Consider the following 20,342-nt stretch of genomic DNA (forward strand, 5'->3'; position numbering starts at 1 on the left):
AGTTAATTTATTTAGTAATTTTTCCTTTTTTCTAAAGTCATCAGTTTTTTTATATTTATTATACCACAAATCTTTGAAAATTGCAATAGGTTTGGAAATATTTTTAAAATTTTTTTGTATACCCTCGATTGAAATTGGTACAAAATCATCAATAAGGAAAGGCTAAAAGAATATGGCGATAACTCTTTATCAAAAGACGGTTGTTATATATCAATAGGACAAAACAGTTTCAAATAGGATTGCGTATATGTCTTGTGAAAAAAACGCTTCCGTGATATGCCTTTTTGATATTCAACTAAATACGATAATACGCCCACGAACGAATCGGCAACTATGAAAGTCTCGAAATAAGTCAACAGCGAGTTGTTCCCGTTTTTTCGTCTAAGCGGTTGAAAATCCCTCCGAACTATGCTATAATAATAAGTAAAGCATTTATCCCCACAAAAAGGAGCGTGACCGAAATGCCGACACTCGACTGGATAGGCAAGGATAAAGTCATCAATCACCACATGGACGTGCCGTACCGTGTGCTTGATCCGCAGTATGAATACGGCGATGCCGACGGCAACATGATAATTCACGGTGATAACCTCTCTGCGCTGAAATCTCTTTTGCCGCAGTATGAGGGCAAGATCCGCTGTATCTACATAGATCCGCCCTACAACACGGGCAACGAAGGCTGGGTTTACAACGATAACGTCAATGATCCCCGTATCAGGAAATGGCTCGGTGAGGTAGTCGGCAGCGAGGGCGAGGACTTGTCCCGTCACGATAAATGGCTGTGTATGATGTATCCTCGGTTGAAGCTCCTGCATAAGCTGCTTGCAGAGGACGGGGTTATCTTTATATCCATTGATGATAATGAGCTATTTAATCTGAAAATAATCTGTGATGAGATTTTTGGTGCCAATTGCTTTGTCGCAAGACTAACATGGCAGAACAATTACACTATAAGAAACGACTCAAAAGGCATTCCGTATGATACCGATAACATCTTGGTTTATTCAAAGTTACCCAAATGGAATCCAAACCGTCTTGAACGTACAGCTGAAATGGATGCTCGTTATGTAAATTATGATAACGATATTCTACCATATAAGGTTACACCTATTCATGCACCAAGTGCGAGTACGCATAGAGGAATGGTCTATGCGATACAGCACCCCATTACCGGGGATTTAATGTACCCTCCAAAAGGTCGCTGTTGGAAAGACGGGCAAGATAAATTATTAGCTACACTTTGTGAATGGGCACCTTATGAATTGAAAGTCATAGATGATGCTTCCATTCGTGAGGATATTTGTGGAGGCGAAGTATCGAACGACATTCCAGCTATTATGCTGGCGTGTGACTTAGATACTGCTCGAAAAATAGCGACAGAAAGATATAACACAACGCCATGGCCTAAATATTTCTTTTTATCTAAGGGTAAAGGAAGCATTCAATCTAAAACATATCTTGACCAGAACAAAGGAAAAGTGGTATCCACACTCTGGAAATACGATGAAGTTGGCACAAATGTAGAAGCTACAAATGAACAAAAAATCCTTCTTTCTGGTACCGGAGGTTTTGATACCCCTAAACCTACAAGGCTGATTGAAAGAGTAATTAAAATTGCAACTGACAAGGATTCCATTGTCCTCGACAGCTTTGCAGGCTCCGGCACAACCGCCCACGCTGTCCTCAACATGAACAAGCAGGACGGAGGCAACCGCAAGTTTATTCTGATCGAGATGATGGACTATGCTGATAGCATTACCGCAGAACGTGTAAAGCGTGTAATTGACGGCTACGGTGATGGCAAAAAGGCAGTCGAGGGAACGGGCGGCGGCTTTACGTTTTATGAGCTGGGCGAAATGCTCCTTGACGGTGAGTACCTCAACGAGAATGTTCCGCTTGATAAGATACGCAGCTATGTCTATTTCACCGAAACAAAACAGGCTGTCACCGACAAGGCGGACGAGCCGTATTTCCTCGGCGAATACTTTGACACGGCATACTATTTTTATTATGATAAAAACGAAGTCACGACACTTGACAGGGAGTTCCTGCACACGGTAAAGACAACGGCTCAAAGCTATGTGATCTATGCCGATAGGTGCATTTTGAGTGACGAGGAGCTTGAAAAGTTCCATATCACTTTCAAGAAGATCCCCCGTGACATTACAAGAATGTGAGGTGCAGACTATGGAATTGAACAGCTATCAGCGTGAAGTCATGGGCAATCTGTCCGCATACCTGTCTGCGCTGAACGAAACAGGCGATCTTAACAAGGCTTGGCAGAAATATTGGAGCGATCAGGACGTTGCTGTTGGTCTTGGTACTGGCAGTGTTCCGGGCTACCGCAACAGCATCAAAGGCGTTCCCCATGTTTGTATGAAAGTGCCGACAGGCGGCGGTAAGACCTTTATGGCTTGTGCTGCCGTCCGCCGTATCTTTGACGCATTGCCGCAGGGTAAGCCGAAAATGGTTGTGTGGCTCGTTCCCTCCGATCCGATACTTGTGCAGACTACAACGAACCTTATGAATCCCGATCACCCTTACACACGGCGGTTAAATGCGGACTTTGGCGGCAGAGTGGGCGTGTTCACAAAGGAAATGCTATTGAACGGTCAGAACTTCACTCCCGATACCGTCCATGAACAGCTTACTGTCTGCATTCTGAGCTACGGCTCTCTTCGTATCGACAGCAAGAAGAAAGATGTTCGCAAGGTCTATCAGGAAAACGGCAATCTCAAAAATTTTGCCGACTACTTCAAGGACGAGTCCGAACTGCTTGAAGATACTCCCGATACCGCTTTGATTCAGGCTCTGCGCCACCTCTCGCCTGTTGTAATCGTGGACGAGAGCCATAATGCTGGTTCAGACCTCAGCGTGGCAATGCTGAACAACCTTAATCCGTCGTTCGTTCTTGATCTGACGGCTACCCCTCGCAATAACAGCAACATTATTTCCTACGTTGATGCCAGAAAACTCAAGACGGAGAATATGGTCAAGCTGCCTGTTATCGTGTATAACCGCACTTCCAGAGACAGCGTTATTGATGATGCAATTCATTTGCGTGGTATTCTTGAACAGCAGGCTATTGAGGAAGAAGAACGCACAGGCAAGTATATTCGTCCTATCGTGCTTTTCCAGGCACAGCCGAAGAATAATAACGATAATGACACTTTTGATAAGGTCAAGGAGATACTTCTCGGCAGAGGTATCCCAACAGAACAGATAGCGATAAAGACTTCTAAGGTCAACGATCTCGGTAAAACTAACCTTATGAGTCGTGATTGTCCGATACGGTATATTATAACGGTCAACGCTCTGAAAGAGGGTTGGGACTGTCCGTTTGCGTATATCCTCGCAAGTCTCGCCAATAAGACCTCAAAGGTCGATGTTGAACAGATACTCGGCAGAATACTCCGTCAGCCTTATGCCCGTAAACACGGTGCGAAGCTGCTGAACAGCTCATTTGTGCTGACTTGCTCCAATGCGTTCCACGATACTCTTGACAGCATTGTTGCGGGGCTTAACAACGCAGGCTTCTCACGCAAGGACTACCGTACTGCCGATACTCTCCCCATAATCGAAACGGAGACGACTGTTCCTGAACCTCAGCCGGAGCAGACCACAATGCAGTTTGCTCCCGAACCTAAACCGGAAGCGGAAACAGAAGATGATTTCTCGGATATTCATACACCTGTCGAGCCTGCGCCGTACTCGGAAACAGTAAAAACAGCTCCGCCGTCTGTTGAAGAAATGATCTCGCAGGCTGAGGAAACAGCGGAACAATACGAAGAAGAAACAAAGCAAGAAAGCGTTTGGATAGGTGGTGAGCTTGGTGATATGCTGAAACAATATCGTATTCAGGAGCAGTTCACCGAACAGGTGCAGGAGCTGAAAATACCGCAGTTTTGCATTGAGTCTGTTCCCGATCTTTTCGGCGGCAATACGGCTCTGCTGACAAAAGAAAGCCTGATGAAAGGCTTTTCACTGAGTGAGCAAGACGCTTCTGTTACATTTAGCCTGTCAACCGGCGAAATGTTTGAGATAGATGTCGAGAGCCAAGGCGAAGCTGTTCCGAAGTATAAGAAACTGTCCTCACTTGAAGATGAATATATGCGAAAGCTCCTTGCAAAACTCGCTCCTGAAGAAAAAATCGAACGCTGCACAAAGCAGATTTGTCATGAGATCAACCGTGACAATGCTTTCAGCACTTCGGAGGTCGAAAACTATGTCCGCCGTATTATTGCAAACATGACCGAGGACGAGCTGGCGGCACTTGAAACTTCTTATATCACTTATGCTACCCGTATCAAGGAGAAGATTAAAACTCTGCGTGAAGCCTATATGCAGGAACGTTTCTACGATCTTATCGAGCGTGACCGTGTATTCACCGAGGGTACATATGCTTTTCCTATGGTGATAACTCCGTCCGAATCCACGGATAAAGTACCGAAATCGCTGTATGAAGCCGAATGGGACAAGATGAACGGCTTTGAACGCCGCACACTTGATGTGATAGCTGGCTGTGATGGTGTTCTGTGGTGGCATAGGATCATTGAGAAAAAAGGCTTTCATATCAATGGCTTTATCAATCATTATCCTGATTTTATTGTGATGATGAAATCCGGTAAGATCGTTCTTGTTGAAGCAAAGGGCGATGACCGTGACAACGGTGACAGCAGAACAAAACTGAAACTCGGACAGACCTGGGCAGCACAAGCCGGAAGAAAATTCAAGTATTTTATGACCTTCGATCATAACTCTATCGAAGGAGCGTATAACTTGGAGGATTTTGCAGAAGTGCTTAGGGATTTGTGATTTGTGGAGTGATATATGGCTGATAGAATATGCCCCGAATGCGGCAGGAAAATGAAACAGCAGTTTATCGGATTGAAGCATTGCAAGTGCGGAATGAGCTGGCTGAAAAGTGAGGGATATTTTCAAAGAACACCCGATATGATATTTTGTCTTAATCGTGTTAAGGTCGGGAAGAAAACAAAGCAGATCCCTGTTATAAAATACAGAAATGATGCGGATAATTGATAGAGATAAAAAAGCCCACGCAAATCAGTTGTGATCTGCGTGGGCTTTTATCATTCCAGCAATTCTGCCGTGAGCCTTGCTCCATACTTGATGCCGTACAAGATGGCAGCGTGAAACATGGCATTTGTTACATCATTAACGAGTGAGTCCATTTCTTGCGACTTCTCAGGCGGCAGCTCGTTTTCTATGAAGCTGTGCAGTCTTTCTTCTGCACCGGTGTAATCTTCATCGTCCAACAGAGTGCGGTCAAAGTCCAAGCGTATGTGTTCCACCATATCCCTCAAAATATCCATAGGTTGACCTCCTTGTAATGGCTATATTATAAGTATAAAGCAGTGCAGAATGAAAGTCCAGCCTTTCAGATCATATCTGGATATGCGCCGCAAAAAAGACCTCTGAAAGCAATTTCCCCATAACATAACGCACAAAACAGAACAGGGAGCGTAGCTTCGCTCCCTGATTCGTTATTTCTGTATCTCAATCACAAACTTTCCCTCGGAGTTGACCTTGAGCCGCAAGGTCTTGACGTACCGATTACAGAAGTTCTCCATTTCCTTCTTGGTAGCGGTAACTCTTGTAGCTTCATAAATCTTCTGCGTGAGTTCCAGAGGATTTTCCCCATAGAGGGTGGGGAGATGCTTTTCAAGCTCCGCAAAGAGAACAGCTCGCTTCATGTCCTCGGTGGCAGCGGAGCAGAAATCGTCAATGGCACAATAGTAGATACCGTGCTGTGCGAGGGCGTTTTTGATTGACGTTCCGCACTTCTCATATTCGTACATGACAAGGAAGTGAGCTTTCGGCAGGCTCTCAATGAGTCCCCAAAAGTCGGAATCACTCGACACAATAATAAACGATGTGATCCCGTCACGGTAGAAATCCGTGACAACACTCGCTGTCATTCTTAAATCAACCAGGGACTTTCTGTCGGTCACACGGTCGATCTCGATATGTTCAACGGGTATCTGCGTGAATTTGGAGAGCCAGTCCCAGCCAGCGGTAGTGTTCGGATCGTCATAGAGCGTGATTTTCTCGATCTTGGCAAGTTCATCTTGATTTAAGCCTTTCAGAACACTATACAGCTTAAAGGGATTACTGTTCTCACAATCGACGGCAATTGCTGTTTTCTCAGAGCTGTCAATAAATTCATAAATATTATTTCGGGTTTCATCATCAGCGTCCTTATATTTCGTGAAGTCTGTGAAGCTGTCATTATGCTGACCGTAGATGATCTTCAGGAACTTGCGGTCGGAATAGACGATGCTTCCCACATCGGCAGGCTGCCAGTGAATATACATCTGAAACGGGTAATGCTCGATGTTCGCCATGTACTTGTTGAACTCATCTTTCATCACGCCGTTCTTGTTATACTTCGGGACAGAGAACAGATCTCGGATATACTCCCAATTCAGCCAGTCGTAGAACAAATGGGAACACTTATCAATGTTTTCGTTAATGAGTTTTGTGAGATCCTGCATATACTTGTCCGAACGGTAATTCGCTTGGATAATGGTGAATCCCCATTTTTCAAGCTGCTTGATGTTATCGTGGTCATACCATTCGATGTTATACAGATTTTTGAGCTGATACCGCATCAGATCATCGGTCTTTTTGAACTTCTGCATCAGTACGGTTCGCAGCTTACATAAATATCGTATAGCAGTAGCATCACGGTCGGCTTTGAGCTTGTCTATCAGCTCGGCACATTCCCCATAGCTTGCGGTGAGTGCCGACATTCGGACACCGATCATATAGGCGATCGTGGTAACTACCTCTTTGGTATCAACGGTCAAGGTTTAACCTCCTTTATCGCTTGTATTTTCAATATGTTTATCAATGACAGTCATTATTTCTTCAAGCCGACTTTCACCGATACCCTTAATGCGGCTCAGGTCGGCTCTCAGACTGTCATAATCAATGCTGTGCGTTTCTTTCTCGGCTTTCTCATAGCCCTGATTAAAGACATTTCTCACGAAATTCTCCATTTCAGCACGGTTCATTGATTTGATTCGCTTGTATAATGAACGGTTTACTAATTCTTTGTTTTCGTTATCCATTGCTCTCACCTCTGATCTGCTCTGTACGACTATTATAGCATAATCGGTGGTATATTGCAACGAAAAGGGGCGTGAAAAAAGGGCTTGCGTATTGACCTTTTCGGGGCGGTTTGGTATAATAAGTATAAGTGGGATGTAATACTACTTCCTCGCTTAAATCGGAATTTGGGAGTGAGAGTATGGAAGTTAAAAAAAGAAATATTGTTATTCTTTCTTTATCGCTTGTAATGATATGTACAGTTACGTTTTGTGCGAAATTCGTAAAATACATAGACATAACTGCACTTAAAGTTATTGTGCATATATTTCTCAACTTGTCTAATGGACTGATTGCATTGATTGCAATGAAATTAACAAATATGAAAATCAATATTGCACCAAAAAATAAACGTCAATATTTGATTGGTGCTGCGATAGCACTCGTTCTTAATGTTGTGATTGCCATTGTTCCTGCCTTTTGTGGCTTTTCGCTCATAGGAAATCATATGGATTTTTCGTGGACTGTTCTCACTTATGATTTTTTGTTTTATATGTTAATCATCGGGCCAGTGGAAGAATTTGTGTTTCGAGAATATTTACAAGATGCTTTCATGAATTTCTTTGAGAAGAACAAATGGCTTGCTGTTGTAATTGCATCTTTCTTGTTTGGACTTTGGCATATCATCAACGGAAGTATCATTCAAGTGATATTTACATTTGGCATAGGACTTGTATTTGGTTTTGCAAAATACAAAATTAAAGATTGCGGTTATATGGGTGTTGTTTTTGCACATGGATTATATGACTTCTTAAATACCGTTGTCAGAATGTTTATTGTTTGACAAATTCTGATTTATCTCAGTACCCGAATACACTCAAACACGGATAGACCGTCATAAACAGACGGCTATCCGTTTCTTATTATTCCGCAAAAATGCCCCTCACTCGTCATTGTCCTGCTCCTCAGTGCTTTCTTCACCCTCGCTTGTTTCAAGGGTGATCGTGTGGGTATAGATCATGTGATCATTCAGAAAGTCCAGGGAGCAGTAGCTCTGATTGGTATCCTGATGCTTGTAATAACTCTTGCCTGCGGGAATTTCCTTGTAACAGTTCGCACAAAACATCATTCGTCCCTCCAAAGATAGATCATTGTATCGTACACGGCTCTCTGTGCCTGCATACGTAGCAGATTTCCGATTGAGCCAACCGCATTGAGATTGCCCGATTCAACGGCAATTTGATAGTCACGGCTCGACTGCATAAGAAGCTCGGTCTGACGATTAACTGCGTCCGTGACCTTTGTGTCAAGCTCGTCAAGGTGCTTGTAGATCTCGCCCTTGTCCACGATCTCCTGCAAGAGGTCAGGCCGCTTATCTTCAATGTGATGCAGATAATACCTGATTTGATCGGTGTGGAACATATAACGCTCTGTTTTGCCCGTCTTAGGGCTGCGGTGGCGAACCGTCTGTGTGTCGGTATCGACTTCCCACACGGGAGCGCCGTCCACGGTCTGTTTGCTCTTGAAAATCATTGCCGTCACTTCCTTTTCTTCGTCATATAGTAGCCGATACCGCCGACTCCTGCGAGAGCTGCCACTCCTGCAATGATAGGCAGAGGATTTGTCTCAGACTGCGCAGAATCGCCCTCAGAACCGCTTGACGGACTGTCGGGGGTATCGTTACCCTCTGCGGAAGAACCGCCCTCAGAAGCAGTTTCCGTTCGTGCTGTGACCTCTCCGATCACTCTCGGTGAGTCCTCGCCGTTATCGTTGATCTGATGAACGCCTGTGCTTTCTTCGGGTTCATCTTTCAAGGTACTGAACGGAGGAAAGGTGTCCACGGTATCGCCGTTGCGGTCGATCATCTGCCAAGTGCCGTTCAGGAGCGTGAAGCTGTAAAAGTTATCCTCAGTCTCGATCGTCCAGCCGCCATCGTTATCGTCCTCAAAGTCCCAGCCGTCGATCAGGTCACGGTAGTATCTGCGGTAGCCGTGTGTGACCTCGCCCACATCGGTCCAGTCATATCCGCCTGTGCCGTAGTTATCATCGAGCCACTTGTCAAGCAGATGATGCTTGTACGATGCTTCGGGATAGTCAAGACCATTATCGCCCTTGCCGTTCCAGATGTCTTCCCAAATGGCGGTTTCAAGGCTTTCACGGTCGGGGGCTTCGGCAGCGTAGGCGGTAAGCCCTGAGTTGAGTGCAAGTGCGGTGCAGAATACCGCTGTGATAATCTTCTTCATGTTAGTTCTCCTCCATATTTTCAAAATAAAAAGCAAGTGCCTTTTCAATGGTTTCCGTGATCTCTTTCGGCTTCTCGCCGTTGCTGAAATACTTGGTATAAATATCGTGGCTGATCTTCACACTTTTGGACTTCACTTTCGGCTCGGTGTCCTCGCCGTAAAGAATAGCGTGAACGGTTTCGGGAGTGATATTGCCCTCGCTGTCGGCAGAAGCACGGAGCTTCTTAGCGTTTTTCATGTCGATCTTCCAGTCCTCAGCACATTCAGCGACAACAGCCTGTGTATCTTCAGAAAGGAAAGAAAGCTCCACGCCTGTTCGGATAGCAATATCTCCGCTGTCCACAAGGGCTTTCAGCTCATCAGTGAGCTTATTGATACGAATAAGCCTTACTACCGAGCCTTTGCTGACACCGTACTCATTTCCGATGCTCTCGCTCGTGTCTAACTTTGAACCCACTGGATTCAAAGTTGAGCTGTCGGGTTCGGCTGAGGGATTTTCAAGGCGTGCAAGCTCCCTGAGAATATCATTCCGCTTGCCCTGAGAGAACATTTCGGAATGGCGGAGTGCAACGGCGGCAGCCTGTTCCGATATTCTGAGGTTTTCAAAGCCTCTCTGCATAACATTCGACTCTATGACATACATTTCGGCTTCGTCCTCGGTGAGCCCTGCCTTGATGATCGACGGAACAGTCGACAGTCCTGCAAGTTTAGAAGCATTCCAGCGGTTGTGACCGATAAGAATTTCGTATCCGTCTCCGTCCGGCTGAACGATGATCGGTGATAGCACACCATTTTCCTTGATGCTGGCTACCATATCTTCAAGTCTCTCGCCGGAGTACAGCTCAAACTTGTGATTGTGATATGGGTGGAGTTTGTCGCAAGGAATCTGCTGAACAGCGGTCTGCTGCGGTGTGGAGAGCATAGCACTCAGGTCAAACTGCGGTGTATTCATCGTTTCATCTTCCTTTCCATGTCCGCAAGCTGTTTGCGAAGCTCACGGTTCTCTGCGTCAAGCTCCATAATGCGGCTTTTCAGCTTTTTCGCCGTCACATCTGCACGGACGATCATATCCGCAAACCGCAGGAGCGTGTATCTGTATCTGCGCTGATTGTAATTGAAGGTGTAGCATAGCTTCCCTGAGAACCTGTCACGGCTCTCGGAAAGGCTTGCGATCACTTCCTTAGAAGTCTCGGAAATGACTATGCTGTGGTCGGAGCTGAAATACTCATTCAGCTCACCCTCGCCGTGGGGAGTGAAAAGCCACGGCATTTTATCGGTATCAAAGGGCTTCATGACTCATCCTCCTCGTCATCATCTTCATCGGTGCAGTAGTCAAGCCCGTTCTGAAGCTGAATGTAGATGCCGGAGTAGCGGTCATGCTCTGCGCCGTCACTGTTCATCATCGCTTCAAGGAAATAAGCCTGAGCTTCTTCACGGTCGTTCCACACCTTAACTTCGCCGTAGCATTTGGTAGTGACCTTGCGGTTGGGGTTCATTGCGAGTTCTGACATACTTAACATCTTGAAAGCACCTCCTGAGCTAATTCATCATATTCCTGACCTAACTTGTGACCTGTGAGACAAAGCGGTGTGCCGTTCTCGGAGCTTTTCGCCGCTTCAATGGACTTGCTGATGCTTGTCCTGAACAGCATTTCGCCGTACTTTTCATTGAGGGTTTCTATCGCCGTTCTGCTGACCTTTGTGCGGTCAACCATAGTCGGCAGCACTCCGATGAGGTTCAGCTTCGGGTTGGTATTTGCCTTGACAAGCTGTGTGAGAGCTTCAAGGGACTGCAAACCGTCCATACTGAACTTCTGCGTCTGCACGGGTATCAGCACTCTGTCCGCAGCGGTAAGGGCATTGATAAGGAGCGTTCCGAGGGACGGCAGGCAGTCGATCAGCACGAAGTCATACGCTCCGATCACATCTTCCGTGAGTATCCTGCGGAGAATATGCTCCTTTGAGATCATCGTGACCATGATCGTTTCCGCATTGGCGAGGTTGATGTCGGCGGGAAGGTAGTCCACTCCTGCGGTTTCGCTGTGACGGATCGCTCTCTGAGCTGTCTCGGCGGTCACGGGATTTCCTGTGTAGAATGACATGATAAGCTGTGTCATGGTCGGGTTGCCGTCCGGCTCGTATTTCAGGTATTCGGAGAGGTTCGCCTGCGGATCGAAGTCGATGAGAAGCACCTTCTTGTCATGGTTCAGAGCAAGGCAAGCTCCGAGATTATAGGCTGTGGTGGATTTGCCCACACCGCCTTTCTGATTACTGATTGCGATCGTGATGCCCATTTTCTTTATCCTCCTTGTGATTATACTTTAGAACAGCGGATCGTCCTCTGTTTTTGCGTAGGGATTATCGTAGCCGTTGTCAGTCGGTGCGGTGTTCTCACGCTTCTTACCGCCGTTGAAGTGGATCTCCTCGACCTTGACCTCGATAGCCGAACGCTTCTGACCGTCCTTTTCATAGCGTTTGTTGTGGACTGAGCCGACGAGTGTCACCATATCGCCCTTGCCGAACCAATCGACGATCACATCGGCGTTGCGGTTCCAGGCGGTGCAGGGGAAGAAGTCTGTCTCGGCAGTCTCCTCACCCTTACGCTTCGGACGTTCGCAAGCGATAGTGAACTCGCAGAGGCGGTTCTCACCAATAGTCTTGATTTCGGGATCGGCAGTCATTCTGCCTGAGACTAAGAATTTGTTTAACATAGGTATTTACCTTCCTTTCGTGGTTTCGGGTTTCTGTGTTCCTGTTGTGCTTTCATTATACTATTCAATATCCCTATTGTCAAGTATAATTTTGAGAAGTTTTTGAATTTCGGCAATGCGCAGCAAATTATCTGATTTCCCCAGTGCAGCGTCACTATATTTTCAATTATACTTGACATATCCCCATTAATGTGATAGAATAGCTGTAATAACCGATCAAGGGGTGATCTGATGTATAAGCACACTTGCCAGATCTGCGGAATGGAGTTTGAATCGCCGTCCGCCAGAGCGAAATACTGCATCTACTGCCGTGACAAGGCTCAGGTCATGCGGAATAAGGCATATAAGGAGAAGAAGCAAGCCGGAGAAGCTGTTGCGATCGGCAGCGAACAGATATGCTCTATCTGCGAAAAGCCTTATAAGGTGACGGCAGGCTCTCAAAAGTATTGTAAGGAGTGCCAGCAGAAGCAGGCTCGTTCCAAGAAGATTTCCTCAAACGCACAGTATGCCAAAGCGAATTACAAAACGCTGAAGCTGTATGTGTCCGCCGAGGAGCGTGATGCGATCAAGGCTTATGCGGAAACGCTCGGTATGAGCGTGAATAAGCTATTACTCACGGCGTTGGAGACTTTCAAAGAGTTGCAAAAGGAGAAGAAGCAAAATGAATCTGATTAAAAAACGAGTATCTTATAAATCGTCAAAAGATGGTAGTATCGAATATGGAGATTTATACAAGGCTATTCCTCAAGAACTGTATAATAGCTCTATTTTGGATTGTGTTATAGTTCGGTGCAATGAGTGCAATGAAATCGTAACTTATTGCAAAGAAATATATGACTTTCGCTTGAATGAAAAAAAGGGTTACTGCTTTTGCCCAGAATGTGCTAAGATTCTATTTAACATTTAATCACTCTAAATCCCCATTCTTTTTACGCTTGCGATCTTGCTGCTGCTCGCTGCGTTCCTGACGGAGAAATTCCTCAATGGTACGCTGTGCGTCGGCAAGGTCACGCGCCCGTTTATCTTCCTCACGAAACTGCATATCTTTCTGTGAACGCCCTTGCATAAGGGCGTTTATTTTTTGCTCCAAGCTCTCCACGGTCGGGATATGACCGGACGGGTAAAGCTCCAACACCTGAGTGCGGACTTTCCCGTATTCGTTCAGGTCATAGCTGTGGTCTTTGCGGTACTTCTTCGCAGCCAGACCGCTGAGAGTTTTCAGCTCCTCGGCGCACCTTTTGAACTTGCGGTACTGCCGCAGGACTTTCAGCTTGAATTTGAGATCGTCTATCTCCGTGTTCATGGTGTTCAGCTCGGAGAGAAGTGTTCGGCTGTGAGCATAGGTAGAGATAGCTTCACTGCGAAGATTTTCAGGCTCGATACCATACTCAGCGATCACATTCTTAGCAATACTGGCGAGCTTCATATTGCCACGGTCGATAGCGTCCTGAATAAACTTGTTCAGGGGCTTCTTCGTGATAACTCTGATCTTTGACCTCGGCACATAGATCATAACGCCCTTGTTCTGCTCAATACGCTGCCTGATCTGCTTTGTCTCGTAGAACCAGCCGAGTGTTCGGGCGCGTGTAAACTTGGCTCTCGGATTGCGTTCCTTCTGCTCGGCAAGCATAAATTTCAGGTCGATCTTGTGGTCGGGATTATACTCGACAAACACACCGAAATCGGCGCACTTCCTGAGAAAATCATCGAAGTCCTCGCTGACCTTGATGACCTGATCTATCGTGTATTTCAGCTTTGCCTTCCACGATAATCCCTGACGGTTCATATCCCATTCCCAATGGCTCTTGCCTTTACCCATTTCGGGGTGTTCGACTACGGAGAGATGATGCCGCCGGCATACCTCGTCTGCAAGGGTACGGAGCTTGTTGTATGACCTGTCTTTCTCTGTAAATCTGCGGTTCTCCAATGTCTCAAAAGTAAGCCCATTGATGAGGTTCGTATTATTGAAGATACAATGCAGATGAACATGACCTTTATCGGTATGGACTGCGAGATAGTATTGGTACTGATCTTTAAGGTATTTTTCGCACATTTCCTTGCCGATCTCCATAGCTCTTTCGGGAGTAACCTCCCCAGGCTTGAACGACATAATGAAGTGCTGGGCAATGACGGTGCTTCTGCCTGTACCTGTTGCTGTGACTTCAGCAAATTCTTTGGCAGCCTTGCTGGGTTCACGACTGCACATAAAGGTGCTGATCAGTCTGCCGTTGTCGGTCTTGGCAGCGGCAGCAATGTAGGCTATTGCTGAACCGACCGTAGCTGTGATTGGAAATATCTTAGTTGTTGCCATATCTTCTCAACTCCGTCCTTGATATTATCCATATCCTCACGGTAAACCTTGTCGGTACTGTTCACACGAACCGCTATCTGATTCACATTGTTGGAAATACTGCGGACAAGCCGTAACAATTCCTGCATATCCTCGGTGCTGAATTTCACGATAAGTGTATCAAAGAATGCGATACGCATAAACTCACTTTTAGACTTATAACCGCTGAGCCTGAACTTCTGCTCAAGGAAGTCGTATTCTTCCTGTGTCAACCGTACCTGAACGCTCCGTGTTCGCTTGATTTTCTTCTTCATTTTCTCTCCTTTCTGTTCGGGGTCTTAGGGGCAGCGCCCTCTGACAAGCATCTGCGCTGGCGGTACTCAAATCTCAAATTTGTAGTGCGCCAGTGCCGTGCTTGCTGGTTTTGAAACCGCCCTGATCGGGCGTTTTTCAAATTGAGCCTGCGGCTCTCGGATTTTTCCCACTTTATATGGGAATTGGAGCTGTACGACTGTGCGCACACACCCCCTCACTTTACTACCGTGAAAATTGAAAAAGTGGGAAAGAAAAGCGGAAATATTCACAAAAAATTTACAATTGTGATTGGCGTGAATTTTACTTCCGATATGTTCCTTCTCACCATCAAATTGTGTCATACCTTGACCGATTCTGCCTGCCGTGATATAATAAGGAAAAGGAGCTGAGGTTTATGGCAGCTATGCGGTTCACGATCAGGTCGGAAACTGACCTGATAAAAGCAATAAACAAGTACGGATTTCTGCCGTTCTTCCGAAACAGTATCAAAGGCTTTTCCATAGAGGAGCATATTGCACCGGAACACTGGTATTACTCTGACAGCGGACAGTGGGACGCTTGGGAATGGAAAAGTCCGGTCATTCAGAAAACAGGCTGTGCCTATGGAAAGTTCTTTGAACACAAAGCGGTCTATATCAGCAAGGAGTGGTTTCCCGACTTTGCAAACTATCGCCGTGACGGATATGACTTCGATGCAAGGTACGATGAGGGGCTTGCAAAACATACAGATAAAGTCTTCTATGATCTGCTTGACAATAACGCTCCGATCATATCCAAAGAACTGAAAAAGCTCGGTGATTATCGCAAGGGCGGCAATAAAGGATTTGATACTTCTATCACCAAATTACAGGAGCAATGCTATATTATCACAAGCAACTTCGTCTATATGACCGACAAGAACGGGCAGCCCTACGGGTGGGGTGTGGCAGAGTATTCTACTCCCGAAAAGTATATGGGTGATAAATTTACGGATAAGGTCTATCAGAGGGAACCGGAAGAATCCTATCAGCTTATCTTTGAACATCTGCGGAAGGTTCTGCCCCATGCAAGTGATGAACAGATAAAGAAGATATTGAAATAGAAAAAGAGCTGCACAGCTTTTGTGCAGCCCGATGAATAAACCTCCTGATTCTTGACACTCAAACTCCATTGTAGTATAATAGAGCAAGTGTGTGAAATCAGTAGGAGGTTATTACTATGATGGATTCAATTACAGTCGGTGCTAATATCAGAATGACCGAAGCGGTCACCGGAGATTATCCCGTCGGCTCTACGGCAACAATACTTTACATAGACGAAATGGACAATGTTTTTATAGAATGGTCGGATGGTAAGCTGTCCAAGTTCTCGGATAAACAGGTCATACACGGATTTGAGAAGATCACGCCTAAGTATTCCGCTCCGATACAGGAACATATTGAGCGTATCACACATTACGAAAAGATAATGGACAGGGTTCAGGCACTGGACAGCAACTCACCTGAACACAAGAAGCTACTTGGTGAGCTATCTGCCTATTACATCAGTGATGCTTGGAAGCGTGACTTTGCTGCCGATGAAGCAGGACTTCTCCCAAAAGACCTGAAACGTGGCGTTCTCTCTGAGGATGGTATTTATAATCTGCTCGAAGAATCCTCGACTGACTAAAACATGGTATCAGATAGTGAAGCTCTCAACTATGAGGGCTTTTTCTTTTCAGCAGATTGACCTTTCAAAGCCTTGTTGTTCAGAAAGATTTATGATTCTCTTTCCAAGCTTCTCCGCATACTGCATTGTTTTATATGCTCCGCCGCTTTCGCGCTGAATACAGCACACAATAAGGTCGGAACGGTAAACAAGATACCTGTTCCTGATCAGGATAGCTGCCTTCGGGTGAGCTTCGGACGATTCCTCACATACCTCGACTTCATCATAGTAGTCGAGGTATTCTTTTTCGTTATCCCGATATTCTGCTTTCATGTACGGCAGAACCAGAGTAAAATGCGTGTTGCCGTATCCATATTCACGGACAGCTCTTTTGATAGCAGCAGAAGCAAGAAGATCAAATTCTCCATCACGCCCTATGAGAAATTCGACGTACTCTTTCTGCGTGATAATGTCATGCAGGAACTTATCAAGTCGATTTTCTATTTCTGACGCTCGTTCAATGCTTCTATGTCCGAAAAAACTTACGGTATAAATGTTCAGCATTTCGGTATACCTCGCTTTAAATAATATTATAATTATTATATCAAGGTATCAAAGTGGTGTCAACCTGACTGCATACAAAAGAAGCCTAAAGTGGTATGATAATAGTGAAAGTGAGGTATTGCTATGGCTATTATAAAAACTTCGTTTACGCTTCGCCTGAATCTGATCGACCACGCAAAGATCAAGAAGATCGCTGAATCACAGAATCGCTCCATGACTAATATGATCGAAACTCTTGTGAAAGAAAAAATAAAGGAATATGAAAAGGAGAATGGAGAGATCGAGCTTACTGATGAGGATATTATCGGTGAATGAGTGCTTACCAGCCATTGTGACCGACTTTGATCCCAGTGGGTTCAAAGTTTCCCCATGATGAGAGCTGTTAGTGTGTAACGGCTCTTTTATTATAATTTCTGGTTATATCCGGTCTTCCGGTGTAATAATAATCAGACAAGCATACAGCTTGGCATTTGTTTGTTCCTATACAGTACCATACAGACTTGATCGGTTATTTCGATTTTACGGAGGTGATAGCTGTGTACCGGACAATAACAATAGATGACAGTCTGCAATGATTGCCTTGCGGATTTCTTCTTTGCTGTAACAAATGCTGAGATTGTATGTCACTACATACATCTTAAAGGCGGTCTGAGCAGATCAGACCGTTTTTTCTATGCCGAAATGTGATAGAATGATGAAAAATCGCCTTACAGAATGAAAGTTCTGTGAAATATATTCCGTTTGGAATAATACAAAATCTGGTGCTTTATGGCTTGTATGCTGATAAACTGTATCATTCACCTATAAGGGTACAGCACAGAGAAAGTATCACAGAAATGCGGAAATACGGTGTTTTGAACGATAGCGGCTATTCCGTTCGGAAACGGTTGTTATCTGGCTTTTTCGCGCTGTTTGGGTTATAATTATGAGAGTACGCAGTCCGATATGAGGACTCCGCTCCATATGGTGAACCTAATGCGCAATAGGGTTACTCGATCACTGTATGGACAACTGAATAATGAACAGTCAAATGAACGAGTAATGTTTGATTGTCGGACGGTTTGAAACCGAATGATAGGATTACTGTGTTCATTTGCGCTTCTCCGTCCGACGGAAAGGACGGAGATTTTTATGAAAAGTATTATTCAGATTCCTCGGATTCCGCTGTTCACTGAAATAGAAGAACCTCAAAGCTATGCTATCTACATATTCGGGACGGACAATCGGCTTTTACAGGATGCAGATACCTTTGGTGATGCACTGGCACGTTATCTGAATGAGTATAATATCAGTCAGGATATGTTCGCAAGAATGACGGGTATCAGCCAGTGTACGATCTCCCGTTACCTGAAAAATGAGAGGAAGATACGGCAGCGTTACCTGTGTGCTGTATGTATCGCACTCAGGCTTCACCCGTTCAGACAGAGACACCTTTTCTTCAAAAGCGATAATCTTATCCCAGGAACATACGGCTTCAAGAACCAGGCTGATTATATCCTCTGTGATTATCTGAACGGCTGTGCTTACAATGAGAGCTACACCCTTACGGCATTTAATGACCGTATGAAGAAGCTCGGTGTGAAAACTCTTACAAATCTGACCTCTGACATGGAGGGCAGCAAGTAATGGGTAAGTTTTTCTATACGCACTTTGGAGATGATGTGCCGCGCCATATTGAGGATGAATATAACAAGCTCAGGCGCAAGGAAATGTGGATTGAGGAGAAAGAAGCGGACTTTCGGGCATATTCCGTAGATTATGACGAGCTTGTGACCGTCATAGCCGATCCCTCGACTCTTCCTATAAACGAGATTGCAGCCGAAAAAGAAGCACTATTTCAGTCTCGGCTTGACTTCCTGCCTGTTGCAATGGAAATGCTCAGAGCAGAGTTTCCGGAGGGTTATGCACTGATAAAGGACTATTTTTATAGCACGAACAAGGTGACTTTGATGTATCTTGCAAGCAAATATGGGCTTACAAAGAATATGGTGAGGTATCGTCTCAGGCTTGCAAAGGAGAAACTGAAAGAGTACATCATCTTGCACGAAAACGAATAGACAACTTTGTGCATAATGCCGATTTTCTTCTTTTTCAAGAAAAAAATCCCGAAAATCTTTCCCACTTTTCCGATTTTCACGGTAGTAAAGTGAAGGGGTTTAATGAAGCAGACATTGAACCTCTCGAATTCCTCCTTCTTTTACGAAGGCAAACTATTGAGCTGAGGGAACGGCACAGCTTCTTTGTCCATTTTCAGGCTGAGCCGTTTCCACAGATTCGCTTTTCTTTCATTTTTTTCGATGCTCTATCGAAATACCTTTCACTAAGACAGCAGAGATGCTGTCGGGAGAACCTGTGTCTGAGACTTGGGTTCTGCCAAAAACATCTCTGAATGCGACAGTTCCATTTCTCCTATTTTCATATTGGCAGATTAAACTGCCGCTCCTGTGCCGGGAGCGGATTTCCGTTCCCGACAGCTCAGGAGTACAACGCAAACATAAACACCGACAAGATAGAGAGAGGGTGTTCTATATGAATGAGATCACAATCGCTGTGAAATACGATAATGATAATCCTACCGTCAGCGGACGGGAGCTTCACGCTGCACTTGAAGTGCAGACACCATATAGAATGTGGTTTCCACGAATGTGCGAGTATGGATTCACTGAAAATGTGGATTATTCAGTGACGAACATTTTTGTTCATCACTCAAAAGGTGGTTCTCAGGGGTATATCGACCATCAGCTCACCATTGATATGGCAAAGGAGCTGTGTATGATCCAGCGTACCGAAATCGGCAAGTGCTGCCGTGAATACTTCATAAACCTTGAAAAGCAATGGAACAGTCCCGATGCGGTCATGGCAAGGGCATTGCAGATCGCAGACCAGAAGCTGGAGCTTGCTAAACAGCAGAACGGCAGCCTTATCGAAACAACTGCTGTTCAGGCAAAGCAGATAGAGGTTATGAAACCGAAAGCAGACTATTGCGATATGGTACTGCATTCCGAGGGGCTTATGCCCATAACCACGATAGCAAAAGACTACGGAAAGTCCGCAAAATGGCTGAATAAATGGCTTCATGAACACGGAATACAGTATAAGCAAGGGCAGATATGGCTTCTGTATCAGAAATATGCAGACAGAGGATATATGAAGTCAAAGACACACACTGTTTACGATAAGAACGGCGATCCTACTGCCAAAATCCATTCCTATTGGACACAGCAAGGGCGCATATTCATCTATGACCAATTAAAGAAAGATGGTATCCTGCCGCTTATCGAGCAGGACGATAGCTGAAACGCTGTCGGGAGTATCCGTTCAACGAGTACTGCCTACGGCGTTCCACACACGCCTCCTTGTTTTGAACGACGGCTGATGTGCCGTCGGGAGCTTCTATTCCTCGGAGTAGGAGCTGCCAACAGTACATCAATCTTTGGGCATAAAAATAACCGACAGACGATGTATTACAGCATCTTGAAAACTGAATATGAAACATCAACGCTATTTGTTTTCTATTTCTTCC

The 20,342-nt window shown here is 45.2% G+C and carries 26 protein-coding genes; 12 read left to right on the plus strand and 14 right to left on the minus strand.

What is annotated here, in order from left to right:
• Nucleotides 1-461 precede the first annotated feature (461 nt).
• Genes AB5627_RS11875 through AB5627_RS11885 form a run of 3 tightly spaced genes read left to right on the plus strand, consistent with a single transcriptional unit; the run spans nucleotide 462 to nucleotide 5,040 of the window.
• Nucleotides 462-2,177: a site-specific DNA-methyltransferase gene (locus tag AB5627_RS11875; protein WP_195221112.1), complete on the plus strand. Its 1,716-nt coding sequence runs from the start codon at nucleotides 462-464 to the stop codon at nucleotides 2,175-2,177.
• 10 nt (nucleotides 2,178-2,187) lie between these two features.
• The gene (locus AB5627_RS11880; RefSeq protein ID WP_368365423.1) at nucleotides 2,188-4,815 is read left to right on the plus strand and encodes a DEAD/DEAH box helicase; all 2,628 of its coding nucleotides are present in this window, start codon (nucleotides 2,188-2,190) and stop codon (nucleotides 4,813-4,815) included.
• Between the two features lie 15 nt (nucleotides 4,816-4,830).
• On the plus strand, nucleotides 4,831-5,040 hold the full coding sequence (locus AB5627_RS11885; RefSeq protein WP_195221110.1) for a hypothetical protein: 210 nt from the start codon (nucleotides 4,831-4,833) through the stop codon (nucleotides 5,038-5,040).
• Between the two features lie 50 nt (nucleotides 5,041-5,090).
• Here AB5627_RS11885 and AB5627_RS11890 read toward each other — a convergent pair whose 3' ends face one another.
• From AB5627_RS11890 to AB5627_RS11900, 3 genes are all read right to left on the minus strand, one after another.
• Nucleotides 5,091-5,333, minus strand: coding sequence for a hypothetical protein (locus tag AB5627_RS11890; protein ID WP_195221108.1), 243 nt, complete (start codon nucleotides 5,331-5,333; stop codon nucleotides 5,091-5,093).
• A 171-nt stretch (nucleotides 5,334-5,504) separates the two neighbouring features.
• The gene (locus tag AB5627_RS11895; RefSeq protein ID WP_368369857.1) at nucleotides 5,505-6,830 is read right to left on the minus strand and encodes an NYN domain-containing protein; all 1,326 of its coding nucleotides are present in this window, start codon (nucleotides 6,828-6,830) and stop codon (nucleotides 5,505-5,507) included.
• 3 nt (nucleotides 6,831-6,833) lie between these two features.
• Complete coding sequence (locus AB5627_RS11900; protein ID WP_177444242.1) at nucleotides 6,834-7,094, minus strand: hypothetical protein; 261 nt, start codon at nucleotides 7,092-7,094, stop codon at nucleotides 6,834-6,836.
• Between the two features lie 179 nt (nucleotides 7,095-7,273).
• On the opposite strand from AB5627_RS11900, the gene AB5627_RS11905 reads away from it, so the two are divergent.
• Nucleotides 7,274-7,915 carry a CPBP family intramembrane glutamic endopeptidase gene (locus AB5627_RS11905; protein WP_117923796.1) on the plus strand — a complete coding sequence of 214 codons (642 nt, stop codon included), beginning with the start codon at nucleotides 7,274-7,276 and terminating at the stop codon, nucleotides 7,913-7,915.
• A 99-nt stretch (nucleotides 7,916-8,014) separates the two neighbouring features.
• On the opposite strand, the gene AB5627_RS11910 is transcribed toward AB5627_RS11905, so the two are convergent.
• Genes AB5627_RS11910 through AB5627_RS11945 form a run of 8 tightly spaced genes read right to left on the minus strand, consistent with a single transcriptional unit; the run spans nucleotide 8,015 to nucleotide 12,024 of the window.
• Nucleotides 8,015-8,200, minus strand: a complete 186-nt coding sequence (locus AB5627_RS11910) for a hypothetical protein (protein WP_368369858.1) — start codon at nucleotides 8,198-8,200, stop codon at nucleotides 8,015-8,017.
• A complete protein-coding gene (locus AB5627_RS11915) occupies nucleotides 8,197-8,604 on the minus strand; it encodes a hypothetical protein (RefSeq protein WP_368369859.1) in 408 nt (135 codons plus the stop codon). The genes AB5627_RS11910 and AB5627_RS11915 overlap by 4 nt, the downstream gene beginning before the upstream one ends.
• 5 nt (nucleotides 8,605-8,609) lie before the next feature.
• On the minus strand, nucleotides 8,610-9,314 hold the full coding sequence (locus AB5627_RS11920) for a hypothetical protein (RefSeq protein ID WP_368369860.1): 705 nt from the start codon (nucleotides 9,312-9,314) through the stop codon (nucleotides 8,610-8,612).
• A gap of 1 nt (nucleotide 9,315) precedes the next feature.
• A complete protein-coding gene (locus tag AB5627_RS11925; protein ID WP_368369861.1) occupies nucleotides 9,316-10,266 on the minus strand; it encodes a ParB N-terminal domain-containing protein in 951 nt (316 codons plus the stop codon).
• The gene (locus AB5627_RS11930) at nucleotides 10,263-10,607 is read right to left on the minus strand and encodes a hypothetical protein (protein WP_117856266.1); all 345 of its coding nucleotides are present in this window, start codon (nucleotides 10,605-10,607) and stop codon (nucleotides 10,263-10,265) included. Before AB5627_RS11930 ends, AB5627_RS11925 begins: the two co-directional genes overlap by 4 nt.
• Nucleotides 10,604-10,834, minus strand: a complete 231-nt coding sequence (locus AB5627_RS11935; RefSeq protein WP_022050213.1) for a hypothetical protein — start codon at nucleotides 10,832-10,834, stop codon at nucleotides 10,604-10,606. The genes AB5627_RS11930 and AB5627_RS11935 overlap by 4 nt, the downstream gene beginning before the upstream one ends.
• Complete coding sequence (locus tag AB5627_RS11940; RefSeq protein ID WP_022050214.1) at nucleotides 10,828-11,607, minus strand: ParA family protein; 780 nt, start codon at nucleotides 11,605-11,607, stop codon at nucleotides 10,828-10,830. The genes AB5627_RS11935 and AB5627_RS11940 overlap by 7 nt, the downstream gene beginning before the upstream one ends.
• A 27-nt stretch (nucleotides 11,608-11,634) precedes the next feature.
• A complete protein-coding gene (locus AB5627_RS11945; protein ID WP_022050215.1) occupies nucleotides 11,635-12,024 on the minus strand; it encodes a single-stranded DNA-binding protein in 390 nt (129 codons plus the stop codon).
• Nucleotides 12,025-12,255: 231 nt separating this feature from the next.
• Here AB5627_RS11945 and AB5627_RS11950 point away from each other — a divergent pair, with 231 nt between their 5' ends.
• Entirely contained in the window at nucleotides 12,256-12,699 is a 444-nt protein-coding gene (locus tag AB5627_RS11950; RefSeq protein ID WP_368369862.1) for a hypothetical protein, read from the plus strand.
• 232 nt (nucleotides 12,700-12,931) lie between these two features.
• Here AB5627_RS11950 and AB5627_RS11955 read toward each other — a convergent pair whose 3' ends face one another.
• Nucleotides 12,932-14,335: a relaxase/mobilization nuclease domain-containing protein gene (locus tag AB5627_RS11955; protein WP_368369863.1), complete on the minus strand. Its 1,404-nt coding sequence runs from the start codon at nucleotides 14,333-14,335 to the stop codon at nucleotides 12,932-12,934.
• Entirely contained in the window at nucleotides 14,284-14,628 is a 345-nt protein-coding gene (gene mobC / locus AB5627_RS11960; RefSeq protein WP_368369864.1) for a plasmid mobilization relaxosome protein MobC, read from the minus strand. Before mobC ends, AB5627_RS11955 begins: the two co-directional genes overlap by 52 nt.
• Nucleotides 14,629-15,023: 395 nt before the next feature.
• Between mobC and AB5627_RS11965 the strand changes: the two genes are divergently transcribed.
• Both AB5627_RS11965 and AB5627_RS11970 read left to right on the plus strand, forming a co-directional pair.
• Complete coding sequence (locus tag AB5627_RS11965; RefSeq protein WP_368369865.1) at nucleotides 15,024-15,710, plus strand: hypothetical protein; 687 nt, start codon at nucleotides 15,024-15,026, stop codon at nucleotides 15,708-15,710.
• A 116-nt stretch (nucleotides 15,711-15,826) separates the two neighbouring features.
• The gene (locus tag AB5627_RS11970) at nucleotides 15,827-16,276 is read left to right on the plus strand and encodes a DUF4298 domain-containing protein (RefSeq protein WP_195221093.1); all 450 of its coding nucleotides are present in this window, start codon (nucleotides 15,827-15,829) and stop codon (nucleotides 16,274-16,276) included.
• A gap of 48 nt (nucleotides 16,277-16,324) precedes the next feature.
• Here AB5627_RS11970 and AB5627_RS11975 read toward each other — a convergent pair whose 3' ends face one another.
• The gene (locus AB5627_RS11975) at nucleotides 16,325-16,819 is read right to left on the minus strand and encodes a hypothetical protein (protein ID WP_195221092.1); all 495 of its coding nucleotides are present in this window, start codon (nucleotides 16,817-16,819) and stop codon (nucleotides 16,325-16,327) included.
• A gap of 123 nt (nucleotides 16,820-16,942) precedes the next feature.
• Here AB5627_RS11975 and AB5627_RS11980 point away from each other — a divergent pair, with 123 nt between their 5' ends.
• The 5 genes from AB5627_RS11980 (at nucleotide 16,943) to AB5627_RS12000 (ending at nucleotide 20,116) form a co-directional block, all read left to right on the plus strand.
• Nucleotides 16,943-17,134 carry a hypothetical protein gene (locus AB5627_RS11980; RefSeq protein ID WP_173550964.1) on the plus strand — a complete coding sequence of 64 codons (192 nt, stop codon included), beginning with the start codon at nucleotides 16,943-16,945 and terminating at the stop codon, nucleotides 17,132-17,134.
• Between the two features lie 243 nt (nucleotides 17,135-17,377).
• Entirely contained in the window at nucleotides 17,378-17,506 is a 129-nt protein-coding gene (locus AB5627_RS11985; RefSeq protein WP_272114404.1) for a hypothetical protein, read from the plus strand.
• 444 nt (nucleotides 17,507-17,950) lie between these two features.
• Complete coding sequence (locus AB5627_RS11990; protein ID WP_195221091.1) at nucleotides 17,951-18,445, plus strand: helix-turn-helix transcriptional regulator; 495 nt, start codon at nucleotides 17,951-17,953, stop codon at nucleotides 18,443-18,445.
• Nucleotides 18,445-18,876 (plus strand): hypothetical protein, encoded by a 432-nt coding sequence (locus AB5627_RS11995; protein WP_195221090.1) that lies wholly within the window; start codon nucleotides 18,445-18,447, stop codon nucleotides 18,874-18,876. Before AB5627_RS11990 ends, AB5627_RS11995 begins: the two co-directional genes overlap by 1 nt.
• Nucleotides 18,877-19,348: 472 nt before the next feature.
• Nucleotides 19,349-20,116 (plus strand): phage antirepressor KilAC domain-containing protein, encoded by a 768-nt coding sequence (locus tag AB5627_RS12000; RefSeq protein ID WP_287214578.1) that lies wholly within the window; start codon nucleotides 19,349-19,351, stop codon nucleotides 20,114-20,116.
• The last annotated feature ends 226 nt before the right edge of the window (nucleotides 20,117-20,342 follow it).

It is taken from the genome of Ruminococcus sp. RTP21198st1_G1_RTP21198_201120, assembly GCF_040924265.1.
GTDB classification, from domain to species: domain Bacteria; phylum Bacillota; class Clostridia; order Oscillospirales; family Ruminococcaceae; genus Hominimerdicola; species Hominimerdicola aceti.